The sequence below is a fragment of the Streptomyces sp. AM6-12 genome, assembly GCF_044327085.1.
In the GTDB taxonomy this organism is placed as follows: Bacteria; Actinomycetota; Actinomycetes; order Streptomycetales; family Streptomycetaceae; genus Streptomyces.
In genome coordinates this window covers 1748549-1771356 of sequence record NZ_JBIQWN010000001.1, presented here as the reverse complement: position 1 = coordinate 1771356, position 22808 = coordinate 1748549, and the positions used below count along the sequence as shown (strand labels likewise).

16 protein-coding genes are annotated in these 22808 nt (G+C 71.8%); 15 read left to right on the top strand and 1 reads right to left on the bottom strand.

Features of this window, described 5'->3' with window-relative positions:
* Positions 1-67 precede the first annotated feature (67 nt).
* From ACE4Q9_RS07885 to ACE4Q9_RS07830, 12 genes are all read left to right on the top strand, one after another.
* Positions 68-376, top strand: a complete 309-nt coding sequence (locus ACE4Q9_RS07885; protein ID WP_397983515.1) for an acyl carrier protein — start codon at positions 68-70, stop codon at positions 374-376.
* Between the two features lie 11 nt (positions 377-387).
* The gene (locus tag ACE4Q9_RS07880; protein ID WP_397983514.1) at positions 388-6075 is read left to right on the top strand and encodes an SDR family oxidoreductase; all 5688 of its coding nucleotides are present in this window, start codon (positions 388-390) and stop codon (positions 6073-6075) included.
* 34 nt (positions 6076-6109) lie between these two features.
* Positions 6110-7711, top strand: coding sequence for a fatty acid--CoA ligase (locus ACE4Q9_RS07875; RefSeq protein WP_397983513.1), 1602 nt, complete (start codon positions 6110-6112; stop codon positions 7709-7711).
* Between the two features lie 38 nt (positions 7712-7749).
* Positions 7750-8748, top strand: a complete 999-nt coding sequence (locus ACE4Q9_RS07870; protein ID WP_397983512.1) for an LLM class flavin-dependent oxidoreductase — start codon at positions 7750-7752, stop codon at positions 8746-8748.
* A 29-nt stretch (positions 8749-8777) separates the two neighbouring features.
* Positions 8778-9545, top strand: a complete 768-nt coding sequence (locus ACE4Q9_RS07865) for a thioesterase II family protein (RefSeq protein ID WP_397987152.1) — start codon at positions 8778-8780, stop codon at positions 9543-9545.
* Between the two features lie 132 nt (positions 9546-9677).
* Complete coding sequence (locus ACE4Q9_RS07860; protein ID WP_397983511.1) at positions 9678-10688, top strand: ketoacyl-ACP synthase III family protein; 1011 nt, start codon at positions 9678-9680, stop codon at positions 10686-10688.
* Positions 10689-10740: 52 nt separating this feature from the next.
* A complete protein-coding gene (locus ACE4Q9_RS07855) occupies positions 10741-12222 on the top strand; it encodes an MFS transporter (RefSeq protein WP_397983510.1) in 1482 nt (493 codons plus the stop codon).
* A 95-nt stretch (positions 12223-12317) separates the two neighbouring features.
* Positions 12318-13811 (top strand): MFS transporter, encoded by a 1494-nt coding sequence (locus ACE4Q9_RS07850; protein ID WP_397983509.1) that lies wholly within the window; start codon positions 12318-12320, stop codon positions 13809-13811.
* A gap of 223 nt (positions 13812-14034) precedes the next feature.
* Positions 14035-15231 carry a cytochrome P450 gene (locus tag ACE4Q9_RS07845; RefSeq protein ID WP_397983508.1) on the top strand — a complete coding sequence of 399 codons (1197 nt, stop codon included), beginning with the start codon at positions 14035-14037 and terminating at the stop codon, positions 15229-15231.
* A gap of 184 nt (positions 15232-15415) precedes the next feature.
* Positions 15416-16366: a diacylglycerol/lipid kinase family protein gene (locus ACE4Q9_RS07840; protein WP_397983507.1), complete on the top strand. Its 951-nt coding sequence runs from the start codon at positions 15416-15418 to the stop codon at positions 16364-16366.
* 52 nt (positions 16367-16418) lie between these two features.
* Positions 16419-16787 carry a nuclear transport factor 2 family protein gene (locus ACE4Q9_RS07835; RefSeq protein WP_397983506.1) on the top strand — a complete coding sequence of 123 codons (369 nt, stop codon included), beginning with the start codon at positions 16419-16421 and terminating at the stop codon, positions 16785-16787.
* Positions 16788-16948: 161 nt separating this feature from the next.
* Positions 16949-18517 (top strand): MmgE/PrpD family protein, encoded by a 1569-nt coding sequence (locus ACE4Q9_RS07830; protein WP_397983505.1) that lies wholly within the window; start codon positions 16949-16951, stop codon positions 18515-18517.
* A gap of 6 nt (positions 18518-18523) precedes the next feature.
* Here the strand turns inward: ACE4Q9_RS07830 and ACE4Q9_RS07825 are convergent, their stop codons facing one another.
* Positions 18524-19267, bottom strand: a complete 744-nt coding sequence (locus ACE4Q9_RS07825) for a GntR family transcriptional regulator (protein ID WP_397983504.1) — start codon at positions 19265-19267, stop codon at positions 18524-18526.
* Positions 19268-19590: 323 nt separating this feature from the next.
* On the opposite strand from ACE4Q9_RS07825, the gene ACE4Q9_RS07820 reads away from it, so the two are divergent.
* The 3 genes from ACE4Q9_RS07820 to ACE4Q9_RS07810 all read left to right on the top strand — a co-directional run bounded on the left by ACE4Q9_RS07820 (position 19591) and on the right by ACE4Q9_RS07810 (position 22806).
* Positions 19591-20868: an extracellular solute-binding protein gene (locus ACE4Q9_RS07820; RefSeq protein WP_397983503.1), complete on the top strand. Its 1278-nt coding sequence runs from the start codon at positions 19591-19593 to the stop codon at positions 20866-20868.
* 112 nt (positions 20869-20980) lie between these two features.
* The gene (locus tag ACE4Q9_RS07815) at positions 20981-21979 is read left to right on the top strand and encodes a carbohydrate ABC transporter permease (protein ID WP_397983502.1); all 999 of its coding nucleotides are present in this window, start codon (positions 20981-20983) and stop codon (positions 21977-21979) included.
* Positions 21976-22806, top strand: a complete 831-nt coding sequence (locus ACE4Q9_RS07810; RefSeq protein WP_397983501.1) for a carbohydrate ABC transporter permease — start codon at positions 21976-21978, stop codon at positions 22804-22806. Before ACE4Q9_RS07815 ends, ACE4Q9_RS07810 begins: the two co-directional genes overlap by 4 nt.
* Positions 22807-22808 lie beyond the last annotated feature (2 nt).

Genomic DNA, 22808 nt, shown 5'->3' with positions numbered 1-22808 from the left:
CACCCGACTGATCCAGCCAACCCGCCCCGCCACGGCCGTCAGTGGGGCGTCAGCCGCCGCTGCTTGCATGAGCCGCATGTCACCCGTCGACAGCACCATCCAGCGGTTGCGCGAGCTGCCGCGCAGTGAACTGACCGAGGAAATCGAGACAATCGTCCTGCGGAAATTCAAGGCCGTTCTCCTCATGGACGATTCCGAGGACCTCCCCGTCGACATCTCCTACTTCGACCTCGGGCTCACCTCGCTGCGCCTGACCGAGATACGCCAGAGCCTGGAACAGCTCCTGGACCTGTCGATCAACGTCAACGTGCTTTTCAACGAGCCGACCATCACCCACCTCGTCGACCACCTGACCCAGGCCGTCCAGGAAGCTTGAGGAGTCGTTCCATGCCGCGTACGGAATCAGCGCAGGCCCCCGAGCCGGTAGCGATCGTCGGAATCGGTCTGCGGTTCCCCGGCGGCAGCGGCTCGCCCGACGAGTTCGACGACTTTCTGCGCGAGGGCCGCAGCGGGATCCGCCCCATCCCCACCGACCGGTGGGACGTCGAGGCGTTCACCCCCGAGGGCCCCGACGACAAGGGCAAGATCCGCGCCTCGGCCGGCGGGTTCCTCGACCGCATCGACCTGTTCGACGCGGGCTTCTTCAACATCTCCCCGAAGGAAGCCCGGTACATGGACCCCCAGCAGCGGCTGCTGCTGGAGACCGCCTGGCAGGCGCTGGAGCACGCCGGCATCGACCCCGCGCCGCTGCGCCGCGGCAACGGCGGCGTCTACATCGGCGCCAGCTCCATCGACTACGCGCTGGAGCTGGACTCGCTGCCGTACGAGGAGCTGGACGGCCACCTCGCCTCCGGCATCACCATGTTCCCGCTCTCCGGGCGGCTCTCCTACTTCCTGGGCTGGCGCGGCCCGAGCATGAGCGTGGACACCGCCTGCTCCTCCTCGCTGGTCGCCCTGCACCTGGCCGTGCAGGCGCTGCGCGGCGGCGAGACGGACATCGCGCTGTGCGGCGGCGTCAACGCCCTGCACCACCCGCGCATCCCGGTGATGTTCTCCAACGCGCAGATGCTGTCCCCGGACGGCCAGTGCAAGACCTTCGACGAAGCCGCCGACGGATACGCGCGCGCCGAGGGCTGCGGCATCGTCGTCCTCAAGCGGCTCTGTGACGCCGAACGCGACGGCGACCGGGTGCTCGCCCTGGTCCGCGGCACCGCCGTCGGCCAGGACGGCGACAGCGCCGGCCTGACCGTGCCCAACGGACCCGCCCAGGAGAAGGTCATCCGTGGCGCGCTGGCGGCGGCCCACCTCAAGCCCGAGGACATCAGCTACGTCGAGGCGCACGGCACCGGCACCCCGCTCGGCGACCCCATCGAATTCGGCGCCATCGGCGACGTGTTCGTGGACTCGCACACCAAGGACCAGCCCGTGGTGGTCGGTTCGGTGAAGACGAACCTCGGCCACATGGAGCCGGCCTCCGGCATCGTCGGTGTCATCAAGACGGTGCTCATGCTGCGCTCGGGCACCATCTACCCGCACATCAACCTGAACAGCCCCTCCGGGCGCATCCCCTGGGACCTGTACCCGCTGCGGGTGCCCACCGCGTGCGAGCCCTGGAAGGCCGAGGTCAAGCGCGCGGTCGTCAACAGCTTCGGCTTCGCCGGGACGATCGGCGCCGTGGTCCTGGAGGAGGCGCCGCAGCGCCCCTCCGAGGAGACCGAACTCCCCGGCGCCGCCCCGCTGTTCACCCTCTCCGCGAAGAACGCGGGCGCCCTGCGCGAACTCGCCGCCCAGTACCGGGCGTTGCTGGACGAGAAGCCCGAGACGTCCATCGCCGCGCTCTGCCACAGCGCCAACACCACCCGCGCCCACCACCCCTACCGGATCGCCGCCCCCGTCGCCGACCGCGCCGCCCTCGTCAAGCTCCTCGACAAGGCCGCAGAGCGGGAGCACGAGGGTCCGACCGGCATCCGCAAGACCGCGTTCATGTTCACCGGCCAGGGCTCCCAGTACGCCGGCATGGGCGCCGCCCTGTACGCGGCACTGCCCGTCTTCCGCGCCCACGTCGACGCCTGCGACGAGCTGTTCGCCGCCCACCTCGGCCGCTCGGTGCGCGAGCTGCTGCTCGGCACCGCCGCCGACCCCGAGGCCATCGACCGCACCGAGTACACCCAGCCCGCCCTGTTCACCCTGGAGTACGCGCTCGCCCAGCAGTGGATGGCGTGGGGCGCGAAGCCCAACGTGCTCATCGGACACAGCATCGGCGAGGTCGTCGCCGCCGCCGTGGCCGGCCTGTTCAGCCTCCCGGACGCCGTCAGGCTGGTCGCCGCCCGCGCCCGGCTGATGCAGGCCGTCACCGCCGAGGGCGGCATGGCCGCCGTCTCCGCGCCGCTGGAGGACGTCGCCCCGCTCCTGGAGGGCCACGAGGACCTGGCCGTCGCCGGGGTGAACGCCCCCGACCAGACGGTGATCTCGGGCGGCGTCGCGGCCCTGGACGAGGTGAGCGCCGTCCTCGCCGGGCGGGGCGTGCGCGTCGAGCGCCTGAAGGTCTCGCACGCCTTCCACTCCCCGCTGATGGCCGAGGTCTACGACGACTTCCGCGCCGCCCTCGACGGCATCGAGTTCCACGAGCCGAAGATCAGCCTCATCTCGAACGTCACCGGACGCCTCGCCCGCTTCCGCGAGATCGGCAACATCGGCTACTGGGTGCGGCACATCGGCGAGCCCGTGCGCTTCCTCGACGGCATCCGCGCCGTCGCCAGGCGCGGCCGGCACGCCCTGATCGAGGTCGGCCCGCAGGCCGGGCTCACCGCGCTCGCCCGCCGCTCGGTCACCGTCGAGGACCACGTCTGGCTGGCCAGCCTGCGCCGCCGCGACACCACCACCGCGACGACGCTCACCGCCCTCGCCGAGTACTACGCCGCCGGGCTCACCGTCGCCTGGGACGGCTACCACGCCGGGCACCCCGCCCCCCGGCGGGTGGACCTGCCGACGTACGCCTTCCAGCGCAAGCGCTACTGGCTGCCCTCCGTCACCCCCCGCCGCTCCGCCGCCGGCGGCACCGCCCGCCACCCGCTGCTCGGCACCGAGGAGCGATTCGCCAGCGGGGTACGGGAGTTCACCGCCGAGTTCACCGCCGAGGAGCTGGGCGCGCTGGCCGACCTCGCCGCCGACGATCGCACCGTGCTGCCCGCCGGCGCCTACGTCGACCTGCTGTTCGCGGTGCAGGACGCGGTGCAGGGCCACGCCCGCAACGCCGTCCACGACCTCAAACTGCTCGCCCCCCTCGAACTGGCCGCCGAGACGGTCACCGCGCTCACCACCCGGTGGCGGCCGCGCCCCGGCGGCGGCGCCGAGGTCGAGGTGTACACCCTGGTCGGCGGCGAGGAGAACCTGCACGCCACCGCCATGGTCGCCGCCGACCCCGAACCCCTGGTGCCGGTCTCCGAACTGGCCGAGCTGGACGCGGGGCTCGCCCCGGCCGCCCAGCACATCGACGACGAGGACATCTACACCGACCTCGCCTCCGTCGGCCGCCCCCAGGGCCCCCGCATGCGACTGCTGCTCAAGGCCGCCCGGCACGGCGACGGCCTGGTCACCGGCGAGCTCACCGGCCGCGACGCCAGTGCCGTCGAGCACGTCCCGGCCGAGCTGCTGGAGGCCGCCGTGCAGGCGCTGGTCGTCCTCGACCCCGAGGGCCCGGTGTTCGTGCCCCGCGAGATCGCCTCCGTACGGCACTTCCGCAAGCCGCGCGGCGAGCAGCTGCGGGTCCTCGCGCGGGTCCGCGGCGAACAGGACCGGCGCCTCGCCGACGTGCTGCTCCTGGAGAACGGCGACCCGGTCGCCGAACTCCTCGGGGTGCGCATGGCCCGCCCCGAGGGCCGCGCCGGCCGCCGCCAGTTCCTGCACCGCCCCGAGTGGGTGCGCCGCGCCCTGCCCGCCCGCGGCGGCGCCCCCGCCGCCCGGCACGTCGTCCTCCTCGACCCCTCGGCCGCACGCGCCGCCGAACTGGCCGGCGAACCCGGTCTCAAGGTCACCTGGCTGCCCGACCTCACCGACCTCAAGGCCGCCCTGGAGGACCCCACCGTCACCGACATCTGCCGGCTGTGGCGCCGGCGCCCCGGCCCGATGTCCACCGAGCGGCTGCGCGCCGAGTGCGAGGACAACTACCGCGAACTCCTCTCCCTCGTCGGCGCGTTGGAGAGCGCGCACCGGCCGCCGAGGCTGTGGCTGGTCACCGAGGGCGCCCAGTGGCTGCCCGGTGACCCGGCCGGTGACGGCGGCCACCTGGGAGCCGCCACCCTGTGGGGTTTCGGCCGGGTGCTGCTCACCGAGTACGCCCAGTACCGGGCCACCCTGGTCGACCTCGCCCCCGGCAGTGGCCTCGCCCCGCTCGCCGAGGAGTGGCGGGCCGAACCGGCCGGCGAGTACCAGGTCGCCCACCGGCCGGGCCGCCGCTATGTGCGCCGGCTGCTCGCCGGTGACGCCAGCCTCACCTGGTCCGGGGGTTTCGAGCTGCGCGCCCCCGACTCCGGCGACCTGTCCGACCTGGTGCTCGTGCCGGTCACCGACCGGGCCCCGGCGGCGGACGAGGTCCAGATCCGGGTGAGCGCCGTCGGCCTGACCGCCGAGGACGCCCGCACCGCCCTGGACACCGGGCGCGCCGAACGCGCCGAGGAGACCGGCGAGCCGGAACCCGCCCCGCTGTTGGGCCAGTTGGCCCGAGGAAGCGTGATGGCCGCCGGTGCCGGCACCGGGTTCGCGCCGGGCGACGAGGTCCTCGTACGGCACGACGGGACCTTCCGCGCCACCCTCACCGTGCCCGCGGTCGCCGTCGTACCGGCCGGCCGCGACGACGACCCGGCCGAACACTTCCGCCTCGACGAGACCGGCGAGGCCCTGCGCACCGCCCTGTCCGACCCGGCGGGACCGGCCTGGGTGACCCTGCCCGCGGACCTCGAGGAGCGGCCCGAGCCGGCCGCCGAGACCCCCGCCGGACTCCGCCCCGACCGCACCTACCTGGTCACCGGCGGCCTCGGCGGCCTCGGCCTGGTCACCGCCCGCAAACTGGCCGCGCTCGGCGCCCGCCACCTCACCCTGGTCAGCCGCAGCGGCAAGGCCACCGAGGAGGCCGCCCCGGTCCTCGCCGACCTCGCGGCCGACGCCGAGATCGACGTCGTACGCGCCGACATCTCCCGGCCGGGAGACGTCGAGCGGCTGGTCCGGCACCTCCAGGCGGGCTCCCGCCCGCTCGGCGGGATCGTGCACGCCGCCGGGTCCTACGACAAGAAGCTGATCTCCGAGCTGACCTGGGAGTCCATCGACGCCCAGCTCGCGGCGAAGGCGTACGGCGGCTGGCTGCTGCACGAGGCCGCCGAAAGCTCCTTCCCCGAGCTGGAGTTCTTCGTCACCTACTCCTCCATCGCCTCCGTCCTCGGCGGCGCCACCCAGGGCCACTACGCCGCCGCCAGCGCCGGGCTCGACGCGCTCGCCGAATGGCGCGGCCGGCGCGGGGTGCCGGGCCTGTCGGTCAACTGGGGCGCCTGGGCACGGGTCGGCATGTCCGCCCGCCTGGAGGAGCACCTCAGCCAGGAGATCGAACGCAGCGGCGTCCGCTTCTTCTCCCCGACCCGCGCCCTGGACACCCTGGCCCGGCTCTGGGGCCGCCCCCGCACCCAGCGGATCGTCGGCGAGTTCGACTGGGACCGCTACGTCTCCGGCAGCGTCAACGGCGACCTCTTCTACGACCGGCTCGCCCGCCGGGGCGGCGAGGACGGCACCGGCCTCGACCTGACCGCCCTCACCGCGCTCCCCGACGCCGAACGGCTCGCCGCCGTCACCGGCGTGGTGAGCGAGAAGGTCGGCGCCGTCCTGCACCTGGAGGAGGGCGATGAGCTGGACCTGAACAGCGAGTTCGTGTCGCTGGGCCTGGACTCCCTGATGGCCCAGCAGGTCAAGGCCGCACTGGAGCAGTCGTTCCGGCTGCCCCTGCCGGCCTCCCTCACCCACGACCATCCCACGGTCCGCGCGCTCGCCCGGTTCATCGACGGGCAGCTCGTCCCGGCGCCGGCGGCGTGACGGTCGGACAGTTCGACAGAGACGGCACACCACCATGAGCGACATACCGAGGGAGCGCTGGACGCTCCACCACTCCGCCCGCGCCCACGCCGGCACCCGCCCCGACCACCCGGCGATCATCTGCGAGGGGCACGTCACCACCTACGACAAGCTGCACCGCGACAGCAACCGCGCCGCCCACGCCCTCGCCACCAGCGGGGTCCGGCGCGGCGACCGGGTCGCCTACCTCGGCCGCGAGTCCGCCACCTACTACCTCGTGATGATCGCCTGCGCCAAGGCGGGCGCCGTCCTGGTGCCGGTCAACTGGCGTCTCACCCCGAACGAGGTCGACCACATCCTGCGCGACTCCGGCGCCACGCTGATCTTCGTGGACGACGAGTTCTGGGACACCGTGGCCGCCGTACGGTCCCAACTGCGCGGACTGCGCCGGGTGATCCGGGTCGACGGCACCGACGCCGACGGCGAACCCGCTCGCGGCGCCGGGCTGCTCGCCTGGGCCGCCGACCAGCCCGAGACCGACCCGGCGCCCGGCACCGGACCCGACGACGCCGTCATCCAGATCTACACCAGCGGCACCACCGGGCTGCCCAAGGGGGCGATCCTCGCCCACCGCAGCTTCTTCACCCTGCCGCACGCCAGCCGCGCGCAGGGTGTGGACTGGATCGACTGGCTGCCCGAGGACGTCGCCCTGATCTCCCTGCCGGGCTTCGGCGTCGCCGGGATCGGCTGGTTCCTGCACACCTTCAACGCCGGCGGCACCAATGTGATCATGCCGCAGTTCGACCCGCAGGAAGCCGTCCGCCTCATCCGCGAGCACGGCGTCACCACCACCTTCGCCGCACCCGCGATGCTCCAGGCGATGGCCGCCGAACGCGGCGCCGGACCCGAGGCGTTCACCTCCCTTCGCAAGATCGCCTACGGCGCGGCGCCCATGTCCGAGACGCTGCTCAAGCAGTGCCTGGAGACCTACCGCTGCGAGTTCGCGCAGATCTACGCCAGCACCGAGACCGGCAGCGTCGCGGTCTGCCTGCCGCCCGGCGAGCACCACACCGGCAGCACCCGGCTGGTCTCGGTGGGCCTGCCCTGCCCCGGCAACGAGATCAAGGTGGTCGGCCCCGACGGCGAGAGCCTGCCGCCCGGCGAGATCGGCCAGGTCTGTGTGCGCACCCCCGCCCGGATGCTCGGCTACTGGAACCTGCCCGAGGCCACCGCCGGCACCCTGGTGGGGGAGTGGCTGCACATGGGCGACGCCGGCTTCCTCGACGAGGACGGCTACCTCCACCTGTGCGACCGCATCAACGACACGATCATCGTCGCCGGGCAGAACATCTACCCGGCTGAGGTCGAGAAGGCCCTCGCCGCGCACCCGGCGGTCGAGGACGCGGCCGTGGTGGGGCTGCCCGACGACCGCTGGGGCGAGAGCGTGCACGCGGTGGTCGTCCTGCGCCCCGGTGCCCGGGCGACCCCCCGCGAACTCCTGCTGTCGCTGCGCGGCCGGATCGCCGACTACAAGATCCCCGGCACCTACCACTTCGCCGACTCCCTGCCCCGCAACCCCTCGGGCAAGATCCTGCGCCGCGCGGTGCGCGAGCGGCTGACGGCGGAGACCAGGACCGCTGCCGGGAGTGCCGTATGACCACGTTCCCCGACCTCCCCGCGGAGAGTGACACGTTCATGAGTACCGAACCGCTGCGGATCGGCATCCTCCTGCCCACCCGCGAGCAGGCCATCAACGGCACCTACGCCGCCGCCCCGCTGCTGGACTTCGCCCGGAACGCGGAAGCCCTCGGCTTCGACTCCCTGTGGGCCGGCGACTCCCTCACCGCCCGCCCCCGCCTCGACCCCCTGGTCGTCCTGTCGGCCGCCGCCGCCGCGACGCGCCGCATCACCGTCGGCACCGCCGCCCTCACCCCCGCCCTGCGCCACCCGCTCATCGGCGCCAACATGATCGCGAGCCTCAGCCACGTGGCCGCCGACCGGCTGATCCTGGGCCTGGGTTCGGGCTTCCCGATGGCCGAGACCGAGGCCGAGTTCGAGTCCGTCGGCGCCTCCTTCCAGGGCCGCGTCGGCCGCCTGGACGAGATCGCCGCGCTCTGGCGCGCCGCCTGGCGCTCCGGCGAGGACGGCGAACCCACCGAGTTCGAGGGCAGGTTCTGGCAGGCCGAGAACCTGGACCGGCTGCCCTCGCCCGCCGTGCCCGGCGGGCCGCCGCTGTGGCTGGCCGGCAGCGACACCCCCAAGGTGCTCGCCCGCGCCGCCACCCGCTACGACGGCTGGCTCCCCTTCCTGCCGGACGTCGACGCCTACGGCCGCGCCGCCGCCCGCCTCGGCGAACTCGCCGCCGAGGCCGGGCGCACGGTGGTCCCCGGCCTGTACGCCACGGTCACCGTGAACAGCGACGAGACCGCCGCCGAGGCCGAGTTGGAGCACTACATCAGCCACTACTACGGCCGCTCGCTGGAGCAGATGCGCACCATCCAGGCGTACGCCTGGGGCAGCGCAGAGAAGTGCGCGCAGTGGCTCGCCGGCTATGTCCGGGCCGGCGCCCGGCACTTGGTGATCCGCATCGGATCCCTCGACCCGGAGCCCCAGTTGAAGGAGATCGCCGAGGTGCTGCTGCCCGCGGTACGCGCCCTCGGCCCCGCACCCACCGTAGGGAGTACGCAGTCGTGACCACTGCCATCGGCACCGCCGGCAGCCAGATGTCCAGCGCGGGACACTGGTTCCACCCCGTGGAGCCCTCGCCCGACGCCTCCATCCGGCTGTTCCTGCTGCCCCACGCGGGCAGCGGCGCCATCATCTACCGCGACTGGGAACGCCTGCTGCCGCCGGACATCTCCCCGCAGGCCGTCACCCTCCCCGGCCGGCACAACCGTCGCGAGGAGGAGACGTACGAGAACTTCTGGCCGCTGCTCGAAGCCCTGCACGAGGCGGTCCTCGACGACCTGGACGACCGCCCGTTCGCCTTCTTCGGGCACTGCCTCGGGGCGCAGCTCGCCTTCCGGCTCGCCATCCGTATGGAGGAGGAGGGCGGCCCGGCCCCCGCGATGATCGGCATGTCCGGCTGGTCGCCGATCGGCTTCTTCAAGCCGACCGAGGAGCAGAGCCGGATGCCGGAGCCCGAACTCATCGAGTGGATAAAGAAGTTGGGCTCCTTCCCGGCCGAGGTCTACGACAACCCCGAGATGCTCGCCCTGGTCGTGCCCGCCCTGCGCTCCGACCTCAGGGTCGCCGGGGACTACGACGACGACGGCGCCGGCGTCAGCTGCCCGCTCGCCTCCTACGGCGGTCGCAGCGACCCGCTCCAGGAGACCCCGGACGCCATGACCCACTGGGCCGCGCGCACCCCGACGTACCTGGGACACAACGAGTACGAGGGCGGCCACTTCTACATCGACACGCACGCGCAGGCCGTCACCGCCCACTTCGCACACCGGCTCCAGCGGACCGTGGCCACCGCCGTGAGCTGACCGGGGGAAGGGCGCGCGTCAGCGCCGTGTCAGCGGGCTGCGAGAAGGTGACAGACGGCCCGCCGACACGGCGCTCGTCGGTCTCTCCCCGACGTACTGCCGAGGCCACCCATCCGAGAGAGAAGCAGCAGCATGAGATTCGACAAAGACCTCTTCATCGCGTCGGCCGGGTCATGGATACCGGACACGATCACGGTGGCCCAGGCCGCCGCCGAGGGCCTCGTGGACGAGGAGCACCGCGACCTCGGCTTCGAGAACATCGCCGTCTCCGACGAACTCTCCGGCCCCGAGATGGCCGTACGCGCGGGCCGCCTCGCCGTCGAACGCTCCGGCATCGCACCCGCGGACGTCGGCCTCGTCCTGCACTCCTCCGGCAGCTACCAGGGCCACGACATGTGGCCCGCCGCGGCCTACGTCGCGAACGAGACCGTCGGCCCCGGCGTCCCCGGCTTCGACCTCCAGCAGCGCTGCAACGCCGCCGTCGGCTCCCTGAGCCTGGCCGCCGGCTACATCACCTCCGGCCTCGCCACCGAGGTGCTGCTCACCACCGGCGACCGGTTCGCCGCGCCCTGGGTGGACCGCTGGAACATCCAGATGAACCTGATCTTCGCGGACGGCGGCAGCGCCCTGCTGGTGTCCGGGCGCACCGGCTTCGCCCGGGTGATCGCCGCCACCCTGGGCGCCGACAACTCGCTGGAGCGCTGGAACCGGGGCCTGGAACCCTTCGCCCTCCAGCCCGGCCCCGAGGTACGGCTGATCGAACGCGGCAGGCAGCACGCGGCCACCCCGGAGGCCGAGGGCTCCTGGGAGCGCTACGAGGCCGCCCTGATGTCCACCACCAAGCGCGTGCTGGCCGAGGCCGGCGTGACCACCGAGGACATCTCCCGCGTCGTCACCCCGCACGTCCACCGCAACAAGACCCCCGAGAACTTCGACCTGCTGGGCTTCACGGAGAAGCAGAGCACCTGGGAAGTCGGCCGCAAGTACGGGCACGTCGGCCCCGGCGACCAGTTCCTCGGCCTCGAACACCTCGTCCTGGAGCGCGCCGTCGGACCGGGCGACCTCGTCCTCGTCGTCGCGGCCGGGGCGGGCTTCAGCTTCTCCGCAGCCGTACTGGAGATCCTGCACACCCCGTCCTGGTGACGGGAGGGGCGGCTCCTCAGTCCCCCGCCGACCGATGAAAGGAACGGCCGTCATGGCCCTACAAGAACCCCGGGAAGCCGCCCCGGAGCAGAACGGGAACCCGCCCGCCGCCGCACCAGCGCAGCCCGCGGGCCCGCACTGGGCGATGCTGCCGATCATCCTGATCGGCACCTTCGTCATCACCCTCGACGTGTTCATCGTCAACGTGGCGATCCCGGCCACCCAGCGTGACCTGCACGCCAGTTCGTCCGCCGTGGAGTTCATCGTCGCCGGGTACGCGCTCGCGTACGCGGCCGGACTGATCACCGGCGGCCGGCTCGGCGACCTCTACGGCCGCCGCCGGATGTTCCTGATCGGCGTGGCCCTGTTCACCCTCTCCTCGGCCTGGGCCGGCAGCGCGCCCACCGCCGGGCAGCTGGTGGCGGCCCGCGTCGCCCAGGGCCTCGCCTCCGCTCTGATGGGCCCCCAGGTCCTCGCCATCATCGGCACCGTCTACAGCGGGCCCGCCCGCGTCCGCGCCTTCAACGCCTTCGGGCTGACGATGGGGCTCGCCGGGGTGTTCGGGCAGCTCATCGGCGGTGTGCTGATCCACCTGGACATCGCCGGGCTCAGCTGGCGCACCTGCTTCCTGGTCAATGTGCCCATCGGCATCGCCGCGCTGGTCTTCGCGCCCCGCGTGGTGCCCGAGTCCAGGGCACAGGGCAAGTCCCGCCTCGACCCGCTCGGCATGCTGCTGGTCTCCGCGGGCCTGGTCGCCGTCGTCCTGCCGCTCGCCGAGGGCCAGCAGGAGGGCTGGCCGGAGTGGACCTGGGTGTGCCTGGCCGCCTCCCCGGTGCTGCTCGCCCTGTTCGCGCTCTACCAGCGGCGGCTGGCGGCGGCCGACCGCGGCCCGCTCGTCAACCCGGCGCTGTTCCGCCAGCGTTCCTTCACCGTCGGGGTGAGCACGGCCGTCGTCTACTACTCGGGCATGGCGTCGTTCTTCCTGGTGCTCGCTCTCTACCTCCAGCAGGGCTGCGGGCTCAGCGCGCTCGACTCCGGCCTGGTCTTCCTGCCGCTCGGCGTCGGCTTCCTCGGCGTCTCGCTGACCGCCAAGCAGATCGCCGCGGTGCTCGGCCGGCAGACCCTCGCGGTCGGCGCGCTGGTGCTGACGGCGAGCCTGATCGGGCTGTACGCCGCCGTGGAGCACATCGGCACCCACGGCCCGGTCGCCTGGCTGGTGCCGGGGCTGCTGGTCGGCGGCGCCGGCATGGCCATGGTGATGGCACCGCTGGCCACCGTGGCCCTCGCCGGCACCGACCCGCGCTACGCGGGCGCGGCCTCCGGCGTGCTGTCCACGGCCAACCAGGTCGGCGGCGCGATCGGCGTCGCGCTGGTGGGCGTGGTCTTCTACCACGTCCTCGGCCGCGGCACCGGCCCCGACGCCTTCGCCGACGCCTTCCGGGCCAGCGTCTACCTGCTCGTGCCGTTCGCGCTCGGGGTGGCCGCCCTGGTCCAGCTGTTCCCGCGCCCGCCCAAGAAGGCGCCCACGTCCTGAGCCGTGCGGCAGGCCCGTGCGCGGGCCCGCCGCCGGCCCCGTTCCGCGCGTCCGCCGACGGACGCGCCCTCAGCGCACCACAGAGGAGTTCGACCATGACCACCGAAGCGGAACCGACCGGCAGAACTGCCGAGTCCGTGCCGGCAACGGACCAGGGGGAAACCGGCGGCAAGCCCGCCTGGGGAGCTCTCCTCGTGGTGTTGCTCGGCCTGTTCATCGCCAACATCGACTTCTTCATCGTCAATGTGGCCATCCCCTCGCTCCAGCGGGACATGCACGCCACCAGCGCCGAGATCCAGCTGGTGGCGGCGACCTTCAACATCGGTCTGTCCGCGATGCTCATCACCGGCGGCCGGCTCGGCGACCTGTACGGCCGCCGCAAGGTGTTCGCCGTCGGCCTGGCCCTGTTCGCAGTGGCCTCGCTGGCCTGCGGCATCGCCCCGAACATGGCCGAGCTGATCGCGGCCCGCGCCGTCCAGGGCGCCGCCGCCGCGCTGGTCATCCCGCAGGTCCTCGGCATCCTGACCACCGCCTACACCGGCAAGGCCAGGGTCGCCGCGTTCAACGCGTACGGCATCACGATGGGCGCCTCCGCGGTGTTCGGCCAGCTGATCGGCGGTCTGCTGATCAAGGCCGACCTCTTCGGCTGGGACTGGCGGACCATCTTCCTGATCAACGCCCCCATCGGCGCCGTCGTCCTGCTGCTCACCCCGAAGCTGGTCCCCGAATCCCGCGCGGAGGGCCGTACCGGCCTCGACTGGACCGGTGTGGTCCTGGTGACCGCCGGTCTCACCGCCATCGTGCTGCCGCTGGTCCAGGGCCGCGAGCAGGGCTGGCCGACCTGGACGTGGGAGTGCCTGATCGCGGCCGTGCCGCTGCTGGCCGCGTTCTGGTGGACCCAGCGCCGCAAGGCCGCCCGTGACGGGTCGCCGCTGATCCACCCGAGCCTGTTCGAGGACCGCGCGTTCGGCATCGGCGTCGTCTCCCTGCTGGTGTTCTTCGCCGCGATGGCCTCCTTCTTCCTGGTCCTCGCGCTGTACCTCCAGGAGGGCCGCGGCCTGTCCGCGCTCAAGTCCGGGCTGCTGTTCATGCCGCTCGGCCTCGGTTTCTTCCTCGGCTCCGCGCAGTCGCCCAAGGTCGCGGCCAAGCTCGGCAAGCAGGTGCTCGCGCTCGGCGCGGTGCTCCAGGCGGTCGGCAACCTGGGGCTGGCCGAAACCGCATGGCACCTGGACAGCACCGGGAACGTGGCCTGGTGCATTCCGGCCATGGTCGTGGCCGGTCTCGGCATGGGCTTCGTGATCGCCCCGCTCGCCTCGCTGGTCCTGGCCGGCGTCGCCCCGCACCACGCGGCCGCCGCGTCCGGTGTGTTCTCCACGGCCCAGGAGATGGGCAACGCGATCGGCATCGCGGTGCTCGGCGTGGTCTTCTTCGGCGTCGCCGGACCACACGTCACCGCGCACTCCTACGCCCACGCCTTCAGCACCGGACTGCTGGTCCAGGCAGGGATCTGCGTCGCGGTCGCCTGCCTGGTGCAGCTGCTGCCGCGGCCGAAGGCGGCGGAGGCGGGCGCGGTGGCCGCGGCCGCCTGACCCGCCCCGCACTCCGCCCCGACGGGGGTCGGCGCCGAGCGCGCCGGCCCCCGTTCCGTTTTTCCGCACCGTCCGCCAACCGCCCGCCCGCCACCCGTTTTGCCCCCGGAAAAGCAGACGTTTACCAGCTGATAACGAGTCAGTAACCCGTCAGATTTCCGTCAGCGCCGCTCACCAGGATGTGCTTCCAACGCTGAGTTTCAGCCAACGGAGGGAACCCCGAATGTCCGCATGTGAGCAGCGAACCCTGCCGGACTGGCCCATGCCCCGGTCGTGCCCCTACGGGCCGCCGGACGCCTACGCGGAACTGCGCGGGCAAGCGCCGTCGAGAGTGCGCATAAGAGGCGGCGAGGCCTGGCTGGTCACCCGGCACGCGGATGTGCGCCAGGTGCTCAACGACAACCGGTTCAGCGCCGACGACCAGCAGCCCGGCTTCCCGATCCGCATCCAGCTGCCGCCCGAGCCGGGCGTGATGTCCTTCAGCCGCATGGACGACCCGGAGCACGGCAGGCTGCGCCGGATGGCCCTGACCGAATTCACCGCCCGCCGCACCCGCGCCCTGCGCCCCGAGGTGGAACTCCTCGTCGAGGGCCTGCTGGACGAGCTGGCGCGCGGGCCGAAGCCGGTCGACCTGGTGGCGAACTTCGCCATCCGGCTGCCCTCACTGGTCATCGCCCGCATGCTCGGCGTGCCCGAGCAGGACGAGGCGGACTTCACCGAGCAGAGCCAGGTCATCCTCTCCCAGGAGGCCGGGCCCGAGGAGACGTACGCGGCGTTCACCGCGATGACCGAGTTCCTCGACGGGCTCGTCGCCCGGCGCACCGCCGAACCGCGGGACGACCTGATCAGCCGGCTCGCCACCAAGTACGTCGGCACCGGCGAGCTGTCCCACCAGGAGCTGGTGGCCATGGCCAGGTTCTTCCTCGTCGCCGGGCACGAGACCACCGCCCACCAGATCAGCCTCAGCGTCCTCAGCCTGCTGCGCGACCCCGCCCAGCTCGCCGAACTCCGCGCGGACGAGAGCCTGTTCAAGCCGGCCGTGGAGGAGCTGCTGCGCTACTGGTCCATCTCCCAGGACAACCAGGTGCGGGCGGCCGTGGCCGAGGTCGAACTGGGCGGCGCGACCATCCGCAAGGGGGACGGCGTGATCGTCGCCATCCCCGCGGCCAACCACGACGAATCGGTCTACCCCGGCGCCGGCGAGGTCGACATCCACCGCAACGCCTCCGGCCACCTCGCCTTCGGCTTCGGCCCCCATCTGTGTCCGGGCGCCTCCCTGGCCCGGATGGAGCTTGAGGTCTGCCTCAAGGCCCTGTTCACCCGCTTCCCGTCGCTGCGCCTGGCGGTGGAGCCGGAGGACGTCCGCTTCCGCGAGAACACGATCGTGTACGGGCTCCAGGAGCTGCCGGTCACCTGGTGACGCCGGAGCGCCCCGATGGCGGGCCCGGTGCGGGTACCCGTCACCGGGGCGGTCGTCCGGTACGGGCCCCGGAGGGTGCATGACAACGCGTCAGTAGCGTGTCAGTGCCAGGTCAGGACCGCTTGGCAGAGTCATCCGTGTTCCGTCCACCGCCGGTGCGTCCGACGTGAGGAGAGCGCCCGTCATGGCAGACACCGCAGCCCCCGGACCCACCAGGGCCCTGATCCTGGCCAACCCGGCCTCCGGCAGTCACAGCCCAGAACTCGTGCGCCAGGTCAGGGAGTTGTGCGCGTCCTACCTGGAGCGGGCCGAGGTCCACCAGACCAGCGGACCGGGGGACGCGACCGTCGCCGTACGCCGCTCCCTGGAGCGCACCGACGACGCCCCCGACCTGATCGTCGCCATCGGCGGCGACGGCACGGTCCGCGAGGCCGTCCAGGGACTGGTGCCGGCCGACCACGGGGCCAGCCTCGCGGTGGTGCCCGGCGGCACCGGCAACTCCGGCTACAAGATGCTGTGGGGCGAGCGGCCCTGGAGCGAGGCGCTCAAGGCGATCCTCACCGACCACGGCGTCGGCGGCACCGCCCGGCTGCGCAGGCTCGACCTGGCACGCCTGATGGAGACCCGCAACTGCGTGTACCTGGGCGCCTGTTCGGGGGTCATCGCGGACGCGCTGATCACCGCGAAGCAGGTGCCGCTCAAGGGTCGCGAACGCTATGTCCGCGCCTTCGCCGACACCGCCGACGGGTACGAGCCGTACCCCGGCCGGGTCACGGTCGACGGACGGATCGTGCACGAGGGCCCCACCGTCCTCGCCAACGTCGGCGGCGGCCCCTACCGCGGCGGCCGCTTCCACGTGCTGCCCGACTCGCTGCTCGACGACGGACTGCTCGACGTCTGCGTCATCGGCGGCGACATCACGGCGGCCGAGGTCCCCGAACTGACCTTGAACGCCGCCCACATGACCCATCCGGCGACCGTGTACGCACGGGGCCGCCGGATCACCGTGGAACGCACCGACGGCCGCCGCCTCCCGCTGGAGCACGACGGTGAGTACCAACCCGGCATCGGCGCCGCGGCCACCTTCGAGGTGCTCCCCGGAGCCCTCCCCGTGTGGGCGCCTGCCACCCCCTGAACCAACCGTCCGAAGAACCGAAGAAGCACCACCCAAAAAGGAGATCGCCCGCATGAGCGACCTGACCACCACCGTCACCCGCTACCTCGCCATCTGGAACGAGGCGGACGCCGACAAGCGCGCCGCGGCCATCGCCGAGCTGTTCACCGCCGACGCCCCGTACATCGACCCGCTGGCCGCGGTCGAGGGTCACGAGGGCTTCGCGGCTGTGGTGGCCGGCGCCCGCGACCAGTTCAAGGGCCTCTCCTTCGAGCTGCACGGCACCGTCGACGCCCACCACAACCAGGCCCGCTTCCAGTGGGGCCTGGTGACCGAGCCGGGCGCCGAGCCGGTCGCCATCGGCTTCGACGTCCTCGTCGCCGACGAGGCCGGCAAGATCAAGGCCGTCTACGGCTTCCTGGACAAGGTCCCGGCCGCGTAACACCGGCACGCGTCGCGGGAGCACCGGTCGATCCGGTGCTCCCGCACCCGTGTCGGGGACCGGCGTCCGCCACCTCGACGTGCCGGGGACCGTGGTCCTCCACTTCGATGTGCCGGGCGCCGCGGTCCTCCCCTTCGACGCACGCACGGAAGGTACCCGCCATGACCGCCGTCCTCGCGGAGAGCGTCGCCCGGGCGCTGTGCGACGACTGGGCCGAGCAGGCCGAGGCGTCGTCCCCGGCCGCCCGCCACCTTGCCGGCACGGACACCCCGCTGCGCGAACTGTCGCACTGGGCCGCCACCTTGCGCCCGCAGGCCGTGCCGTGCCGGGTGCTCAAGCTCGCCGCGAGCCAGGTGCTCTCGCAGATCGCCTCCATCCGGGCCGGACTCCAGCACCCCCTGGGCCGCAAGCTGGTGGCCGCCTTCGGGCACCCCATGCAGCGCGACCCCCGTCAGGCCGCCGGGGTTTTCGCCGCGCTCGGCTCCTGGCTCAACCTGGACGACACCGCGTACGCCGGGCACCTGTCCAACTCCACGGTCGCCGTGCCCCTCGCCTTCGCCTACGCCCGCCGCCTGGACGGTCTCTCCCTGCTGACCTCGGTCGTCGTGGCCAACGAGTGCGCGGCCCGCATCACCGCCTCCGCGACCCTGGGACCGCTGCGCGGCCAGAGCGCCGTGCACACCCATCTGGCCGGCGCGGTCGCCGGGCGACTGCACGCCGACCGGGCCTCCGCGAGCCTGTACGAGAACGCCTTCGGACTGGCCTTCGCCATGCCCAACTGGCCCCTGATGCGCGCCTTCCTGGCCAGTGACGCCCGGCTGTTCAACACCTTCACGCCGGTGCGCACCGCGATGGACGCCTGTGACGCGGCGTACGCCGGGCTGCGCGGCGCACCCGACATCATGGAGCACAGCGACGGCTTCCTCGCCCGCTTCGCCACCGTCCCGCTGCCGCAGGCGGTCGCCAAGGGCCTCGGCCGGCGCTGGCACACCGACACCCTCTCCTTCAAGATGCACCCCGGCGGCCCCGGCATCGACGCGGCCGTGGACTGCGCGGCCGAGATCCACCGCGAACTGGGCCCGCTGCGCCCGCAGGACGTGGCCGAGGTCGTCGTGGAGGCGTCTCTGTACACCCTGTTCGCGGGGGAGCGGGCCGCCCGCTACGTCACCGGGCCGGGTTCCCCGCTCGGCGCGCTGGTCCTGGACGTGCCGTACCCCGTGGCGACCACCCTGCTCACCGGTGAGTTCTCCGTGGACGACTTCTCCTCGCCCGCCGTGGACGACCTCGACCGCTGGGCGCTGGCCAAGCGGATCCGGCTGGAGCACGACACCGAGATGACCCGCGAACTCTTCCTGTCGGACGCCCCGTTCGGGGAGGCGGTACGGGAGGCGGGGGAGCTGGCGGTGCCGTGGCTGCGCGGCTTCGGCGGCGACGAACTGGTGGACCTGGTCGGCGCGGTCCGTGCCGACAACCGCGACTTCTCCCGCTCCACCAAGGCGACCGGCGCCCGCGTCACCGTCCGCCTGACCGACGGCCGTACGGTCTCCCGCACCCGTCTGATCCCCATCGGCGCCGCGGGCCCCGACACCCGCGCCTCCCACACCGACCTCGTACGGGAGAAGTTCCTTTCCGTGGGCGGCCCCCAGGAGGTCGCCGACACGGTGGACCGCCTCCACCGCATGCGCCCTTCGGCGGTCCGGCGCTGGATAGAGACGGCGTTCCTGGACTGACGCCGCTTACCGCGCGCCCCACCCCGCCGGCCGCCGCAGCGTCGCCACGAACTTGTACCGCGACCCCCGGTAGACCGACCGCACCCACTCCACCGGCACCCCCTGCGCATCCCGCGAGTGCCGGGACATCAGCAGCATCGGCAACCCCACGTCCGTCGCCAGCAGCGCCGCCTCCCGAGGCGTCGACAGCGATGTCTCGATCGTCTCGTCGGCCGAGGACAACCGCACCCCGTACACCTCCGCCAACGCCGTGTACAGCGACGGACACGAGGCCAGCACCCCCTGTAGCCCCGGAAACCGCCGCGCCGACAGATGCGTCGTCTCGATCGCCATCGGCTCCCCGCCGGCCAGCCGCAGCCGCTCGATCCGCAGCACCCTTTCCCCCACGGCGACCCCCAGCAGCCCCGCCAGCCGCTCGTCCGCGGGCACCTCCCCGACATCGAGCACCTGCGAGGCGGGCGACAGCCCCTGGGCCCGCATGTCCTCGGTGTGCGAGGTCAGTTGCAGCGTCCGGTACAGCTTCGGCTGCGCCACGAACGTACCCTTGCCCTGGATCCGGTCCAGCCGCCCTTCCCCGACCAGCTCCTGGAGCGCCTGCCGCACGGTCGTCCGAGAGGTGTCGAACCGCTCGGCGAGCACACGCTCCGCCGGTACCGCCGCGCCGGGCTGGAGCGCCTCGGTCATGGCGAGCAGCCGCTGCTTGATCCGGTAGTACTTCGGCACGCGCGCGCCGCTGACATCGGTGGTCATGCCTGCCTTCCGGCCGTGTCGGTGGGCTCCCGTTATAGCGAGCAAGTGCCCTATGGTCTAGTCCAACTGAACGGACCGGGCGAAAGGGACGGACCGGGCCGGGGGATGGCGGAGAACCGGACGAAACCCCTCCGGTGACTTTCTCGTAACGGCCTCCATCCGCCGCCCGGACCACCCTTGACACCCCGAAAGGTCTAGGCCAAGCTCCACCGTACTGGTCTACACCATTAGTGGCCAGGTCCCGAGCCCTACGTGCAACAGCGTCGTACGCAGGTCACCGCCGAGGGCGTGGGGGGTTGAGTGGCATCCCTGAGGAGGGTGGCGTGAAGCGCAAGCTCGCTTCCGCGATCGTGATCGCGGGCATGATGGTCTCCGTTGCGGCGTGTGGCGGAAACAGCGGCAACGACAGCAAGGACGCCGGTCCGGCGAGCTGGAAGGGCCAGACCCTGACGGTGTGGACCATGACCGGCTCCGCGCCGGCGCAGTGGACCAAGGACGTCCAGGCCGCCTTCGAGAAGAAGACCGGCGCCAAGGTGAAGTTCGAGATCCAGCAGTGGGACGGGATCCAGCAGAAGATCACCACCGCGCTCTCGGAGGACACCCCGCCGGACGTCCTGGAGGTCGGTAACACCCAGACCCCGGCCTACGCGTCCACCGGCGGCCTCGCCGACCTCGGCGACCTCAAGCAGTCCATCGGCGCCGACTGGACCCCCTCGGTCTCCAAGTCGTCCGTCTACGACGGCAAGCAGTACGCGGCCCCCTGGTACTTCGCCAACCGCGTCGTCATCTACAACAAGAAGATCTGGGCCCAGGCCGGCATCAAGTCCACGCCGAAGACCCGTGACGAGTTCCTTAAGGACCTCGACACCATCGGCAAGAAGACGGACGCTGAGCCGATCTACCTGCCCGGCCAGAACTGGTACTTCCTGGACGGCCTGATCGTCGGCCAGGGCGGCGACCTGGTGAAGAAGCAGGGCGACAAGTACGTCTCCAACCTCGCCGATCCCAAGGTCGCCGCGGCCATGGAGATCTACAAGAAGTACGCCGCCTACTCCAAGGCCCCCAAGGACAAGGACGAGGCCAACCCGCAGCAGGCCACCGTCTTCGCCAAGGGCAAGACCGGCGCCTTCATCGGCATGGGCTGGGAGGGGGCCACCGCGATCCAGGCCAACAAGTCCATCGAGAAGGACCTCGGCTACTTCACCATCCCCGGTGCCACCGCCGGCAAGCCCGAGGGCGTCTTCCTCGGCGGCTCCAACCTCGCGGTCGCCCAGAACAGCAAGAAGCAGTCGCTGGCCAAGGAGTTCCTGAAGATCGCCCTGTCCGACCAGTTCGAGGGCGAACTGGCCAAGCTGGGCGGCGTCATCCCGAACAAGCAGTCCCTGGAGTCCAACCTCAAGGGCAACGCCGCCGCCGAGGCCGCGGCCCCGGCCGCCGAGGTCGGCGGTACCACCCCGCTGATCCCCGAGTGGGCCGCGGTGGAGAACACCCCGAACCCGATCAAGTCGTACATGACCGCCGTGCTGAACGGCAAGGCGCCGGCCGCCGCCGCCAAGGACGTCGAGAGCCAGATCGACCAGCGTCTGGCCCAGCAGAACTGACCCCGCGCCGGGGGCGTCCCAGCGACGCCCCCGGCTCACCCGCGTCCGCCCGCGACCTCCGGGGCCCGCGGGGCGCATGGATTTCGTACGGCCACGGAAGAGACGACGACTCATGTCAGTGCAGACCGAAGGCACGGACACGGCCGGGGGGCCCGCTGTCCGCAAGGGCCGGCCGCCGAGCCCGCCCCGCGGCGCGGTCGGGGCCTCCCGGCCCCCGGCGGGCCGCCTTGCCGCCGCCCCCTATCTCCTCCTGCTGCCCGCGCTGGCGGCCACACTGGTCCTGCTGGGCTGGCCGCTGGTCAAGAACGGCATGCTGTCGTTCCAGAACCTCAACCCGCGGCAGCTCATCCAGCACCTCACCGAGTGGAACGGCTTCCACAACTACCAGCAGGTCCTGACCGGTTCGGACTTCTGGAAGGTCGTCGAACGCTCGGTCCTGTTCACCGCCGTCAACGTCGTCCTGATCATGGTGATCGGCACCCTGATCGGGCTGCTGCTGGCCCGCCTCGGCAAGAAGATGCGCCTCACCCTGCTGGTGGGCCTCGTCCTCGCCTGGGCCATGCCCGTCATCGCCGCCACCACCGTCTACCAGTGGCTGTTCGCCCAGCGCTTCGGCGTCGTCAACTGGGTCCTGGACAAGCTGGGCTGGCACTCGATGGCCGACTACAACTGGATGGGCAGCCAGTTCTCCACCTTCTCGGTGATCGTCCTGCTCATCGTGTGGCAGTCGATCCCGTTCGTCGCGATCAACCTGTACGCCGCGACGACCACCATCCCCAAGGAGCTGTACGAGGCCGCCGCCCTGGACGGCGCCGGCGCCTGGCAGAGCTTCACCTCCGTGACCCTGCCCTTCCTGCGGCCCTTCCTCTACTCCACGACCTTCCTCGAAGTCATCTGGGTCTTCAAGGCGTTCCCGCAGGTCTTCGCCATGAACGAGGGCGGCCCCGACCGGCTCACCGAGACCCTGCCGATCTACGCCTACGTCGAGGGCGTCGGAAACCAGCACTTCGGGGTCGGCGCGGCGATCTCCTTCCTCACCATCCTGGTCCTGCTCGTCATCACCTCGTACTACCTGCGCATGGTGCTCAAGCAAGAGGAGGACGAGCTGTGAAGCGCTCGGTCTTCGGCCGTATCTGGCCCAACGCGACCGCCGTCGTCCTCTTCGTCGGCTTCGTGTTCCCCGTGTACTGGATGTTCGCCACGGCCTTCAAGCCGACCGGCGACATCATCACCGACAACCCGGTCTGGTTCCCGACGCACTTCACCTTCGGGCACTTCGACAAGGCCGTGCACGCCGACCACTTCTGGACACTGGTCGCCAACTCCGTGACGGTCACGGTTTGTTCGGTCCTGCTGTCGCTGGTCATCGCCCTGTTCGCCGCTTTCGCGCTCACCCGGATGCGGTTCAAGGGGCGGCGCGGGTTCATCGTCACCTTCATGCTGGCGCAGATGGCCCCCTGGGAGGTCATGATCATCGCCATCTACATGATCGTGCGCGACGGCGACATGCTCAACAGCCTCGTCCCGCTCACCGTCTTCTACGCGATGATGGTGCTGCCCCTCACGGTCCTGACGCTGCGCGGCTACATCGCCGCCGTGCCGAAGGAGCTGGAGGAGTCGGCGATGGTCGACGGCTGCACCCGCCTCCAGGCGTTCCGCAAGGTGATCTTCCCGCTGCTCGCGCCGGGCCTCATGGCCACCTCGCTGTTCGGGTTCATCACCGCCTGGAACGAGTTCCCGCTGGTCCTGATCCTCAACAAGGACATCGAGAAGCAGACCCTGCCGCTGTGGCTGTCGCAGTTCCAGACCGCCTTCGGCGACGACTGGGGCGCCACCATGGCCGCCTCGTCCCTGTTCGCGCTGCCCATCCTGATCCTCTTCATCTTCCTGCAACGCAAGGCTGTCAGCGGTCTGACCGACGGCGCCGTGAAGGGATGACG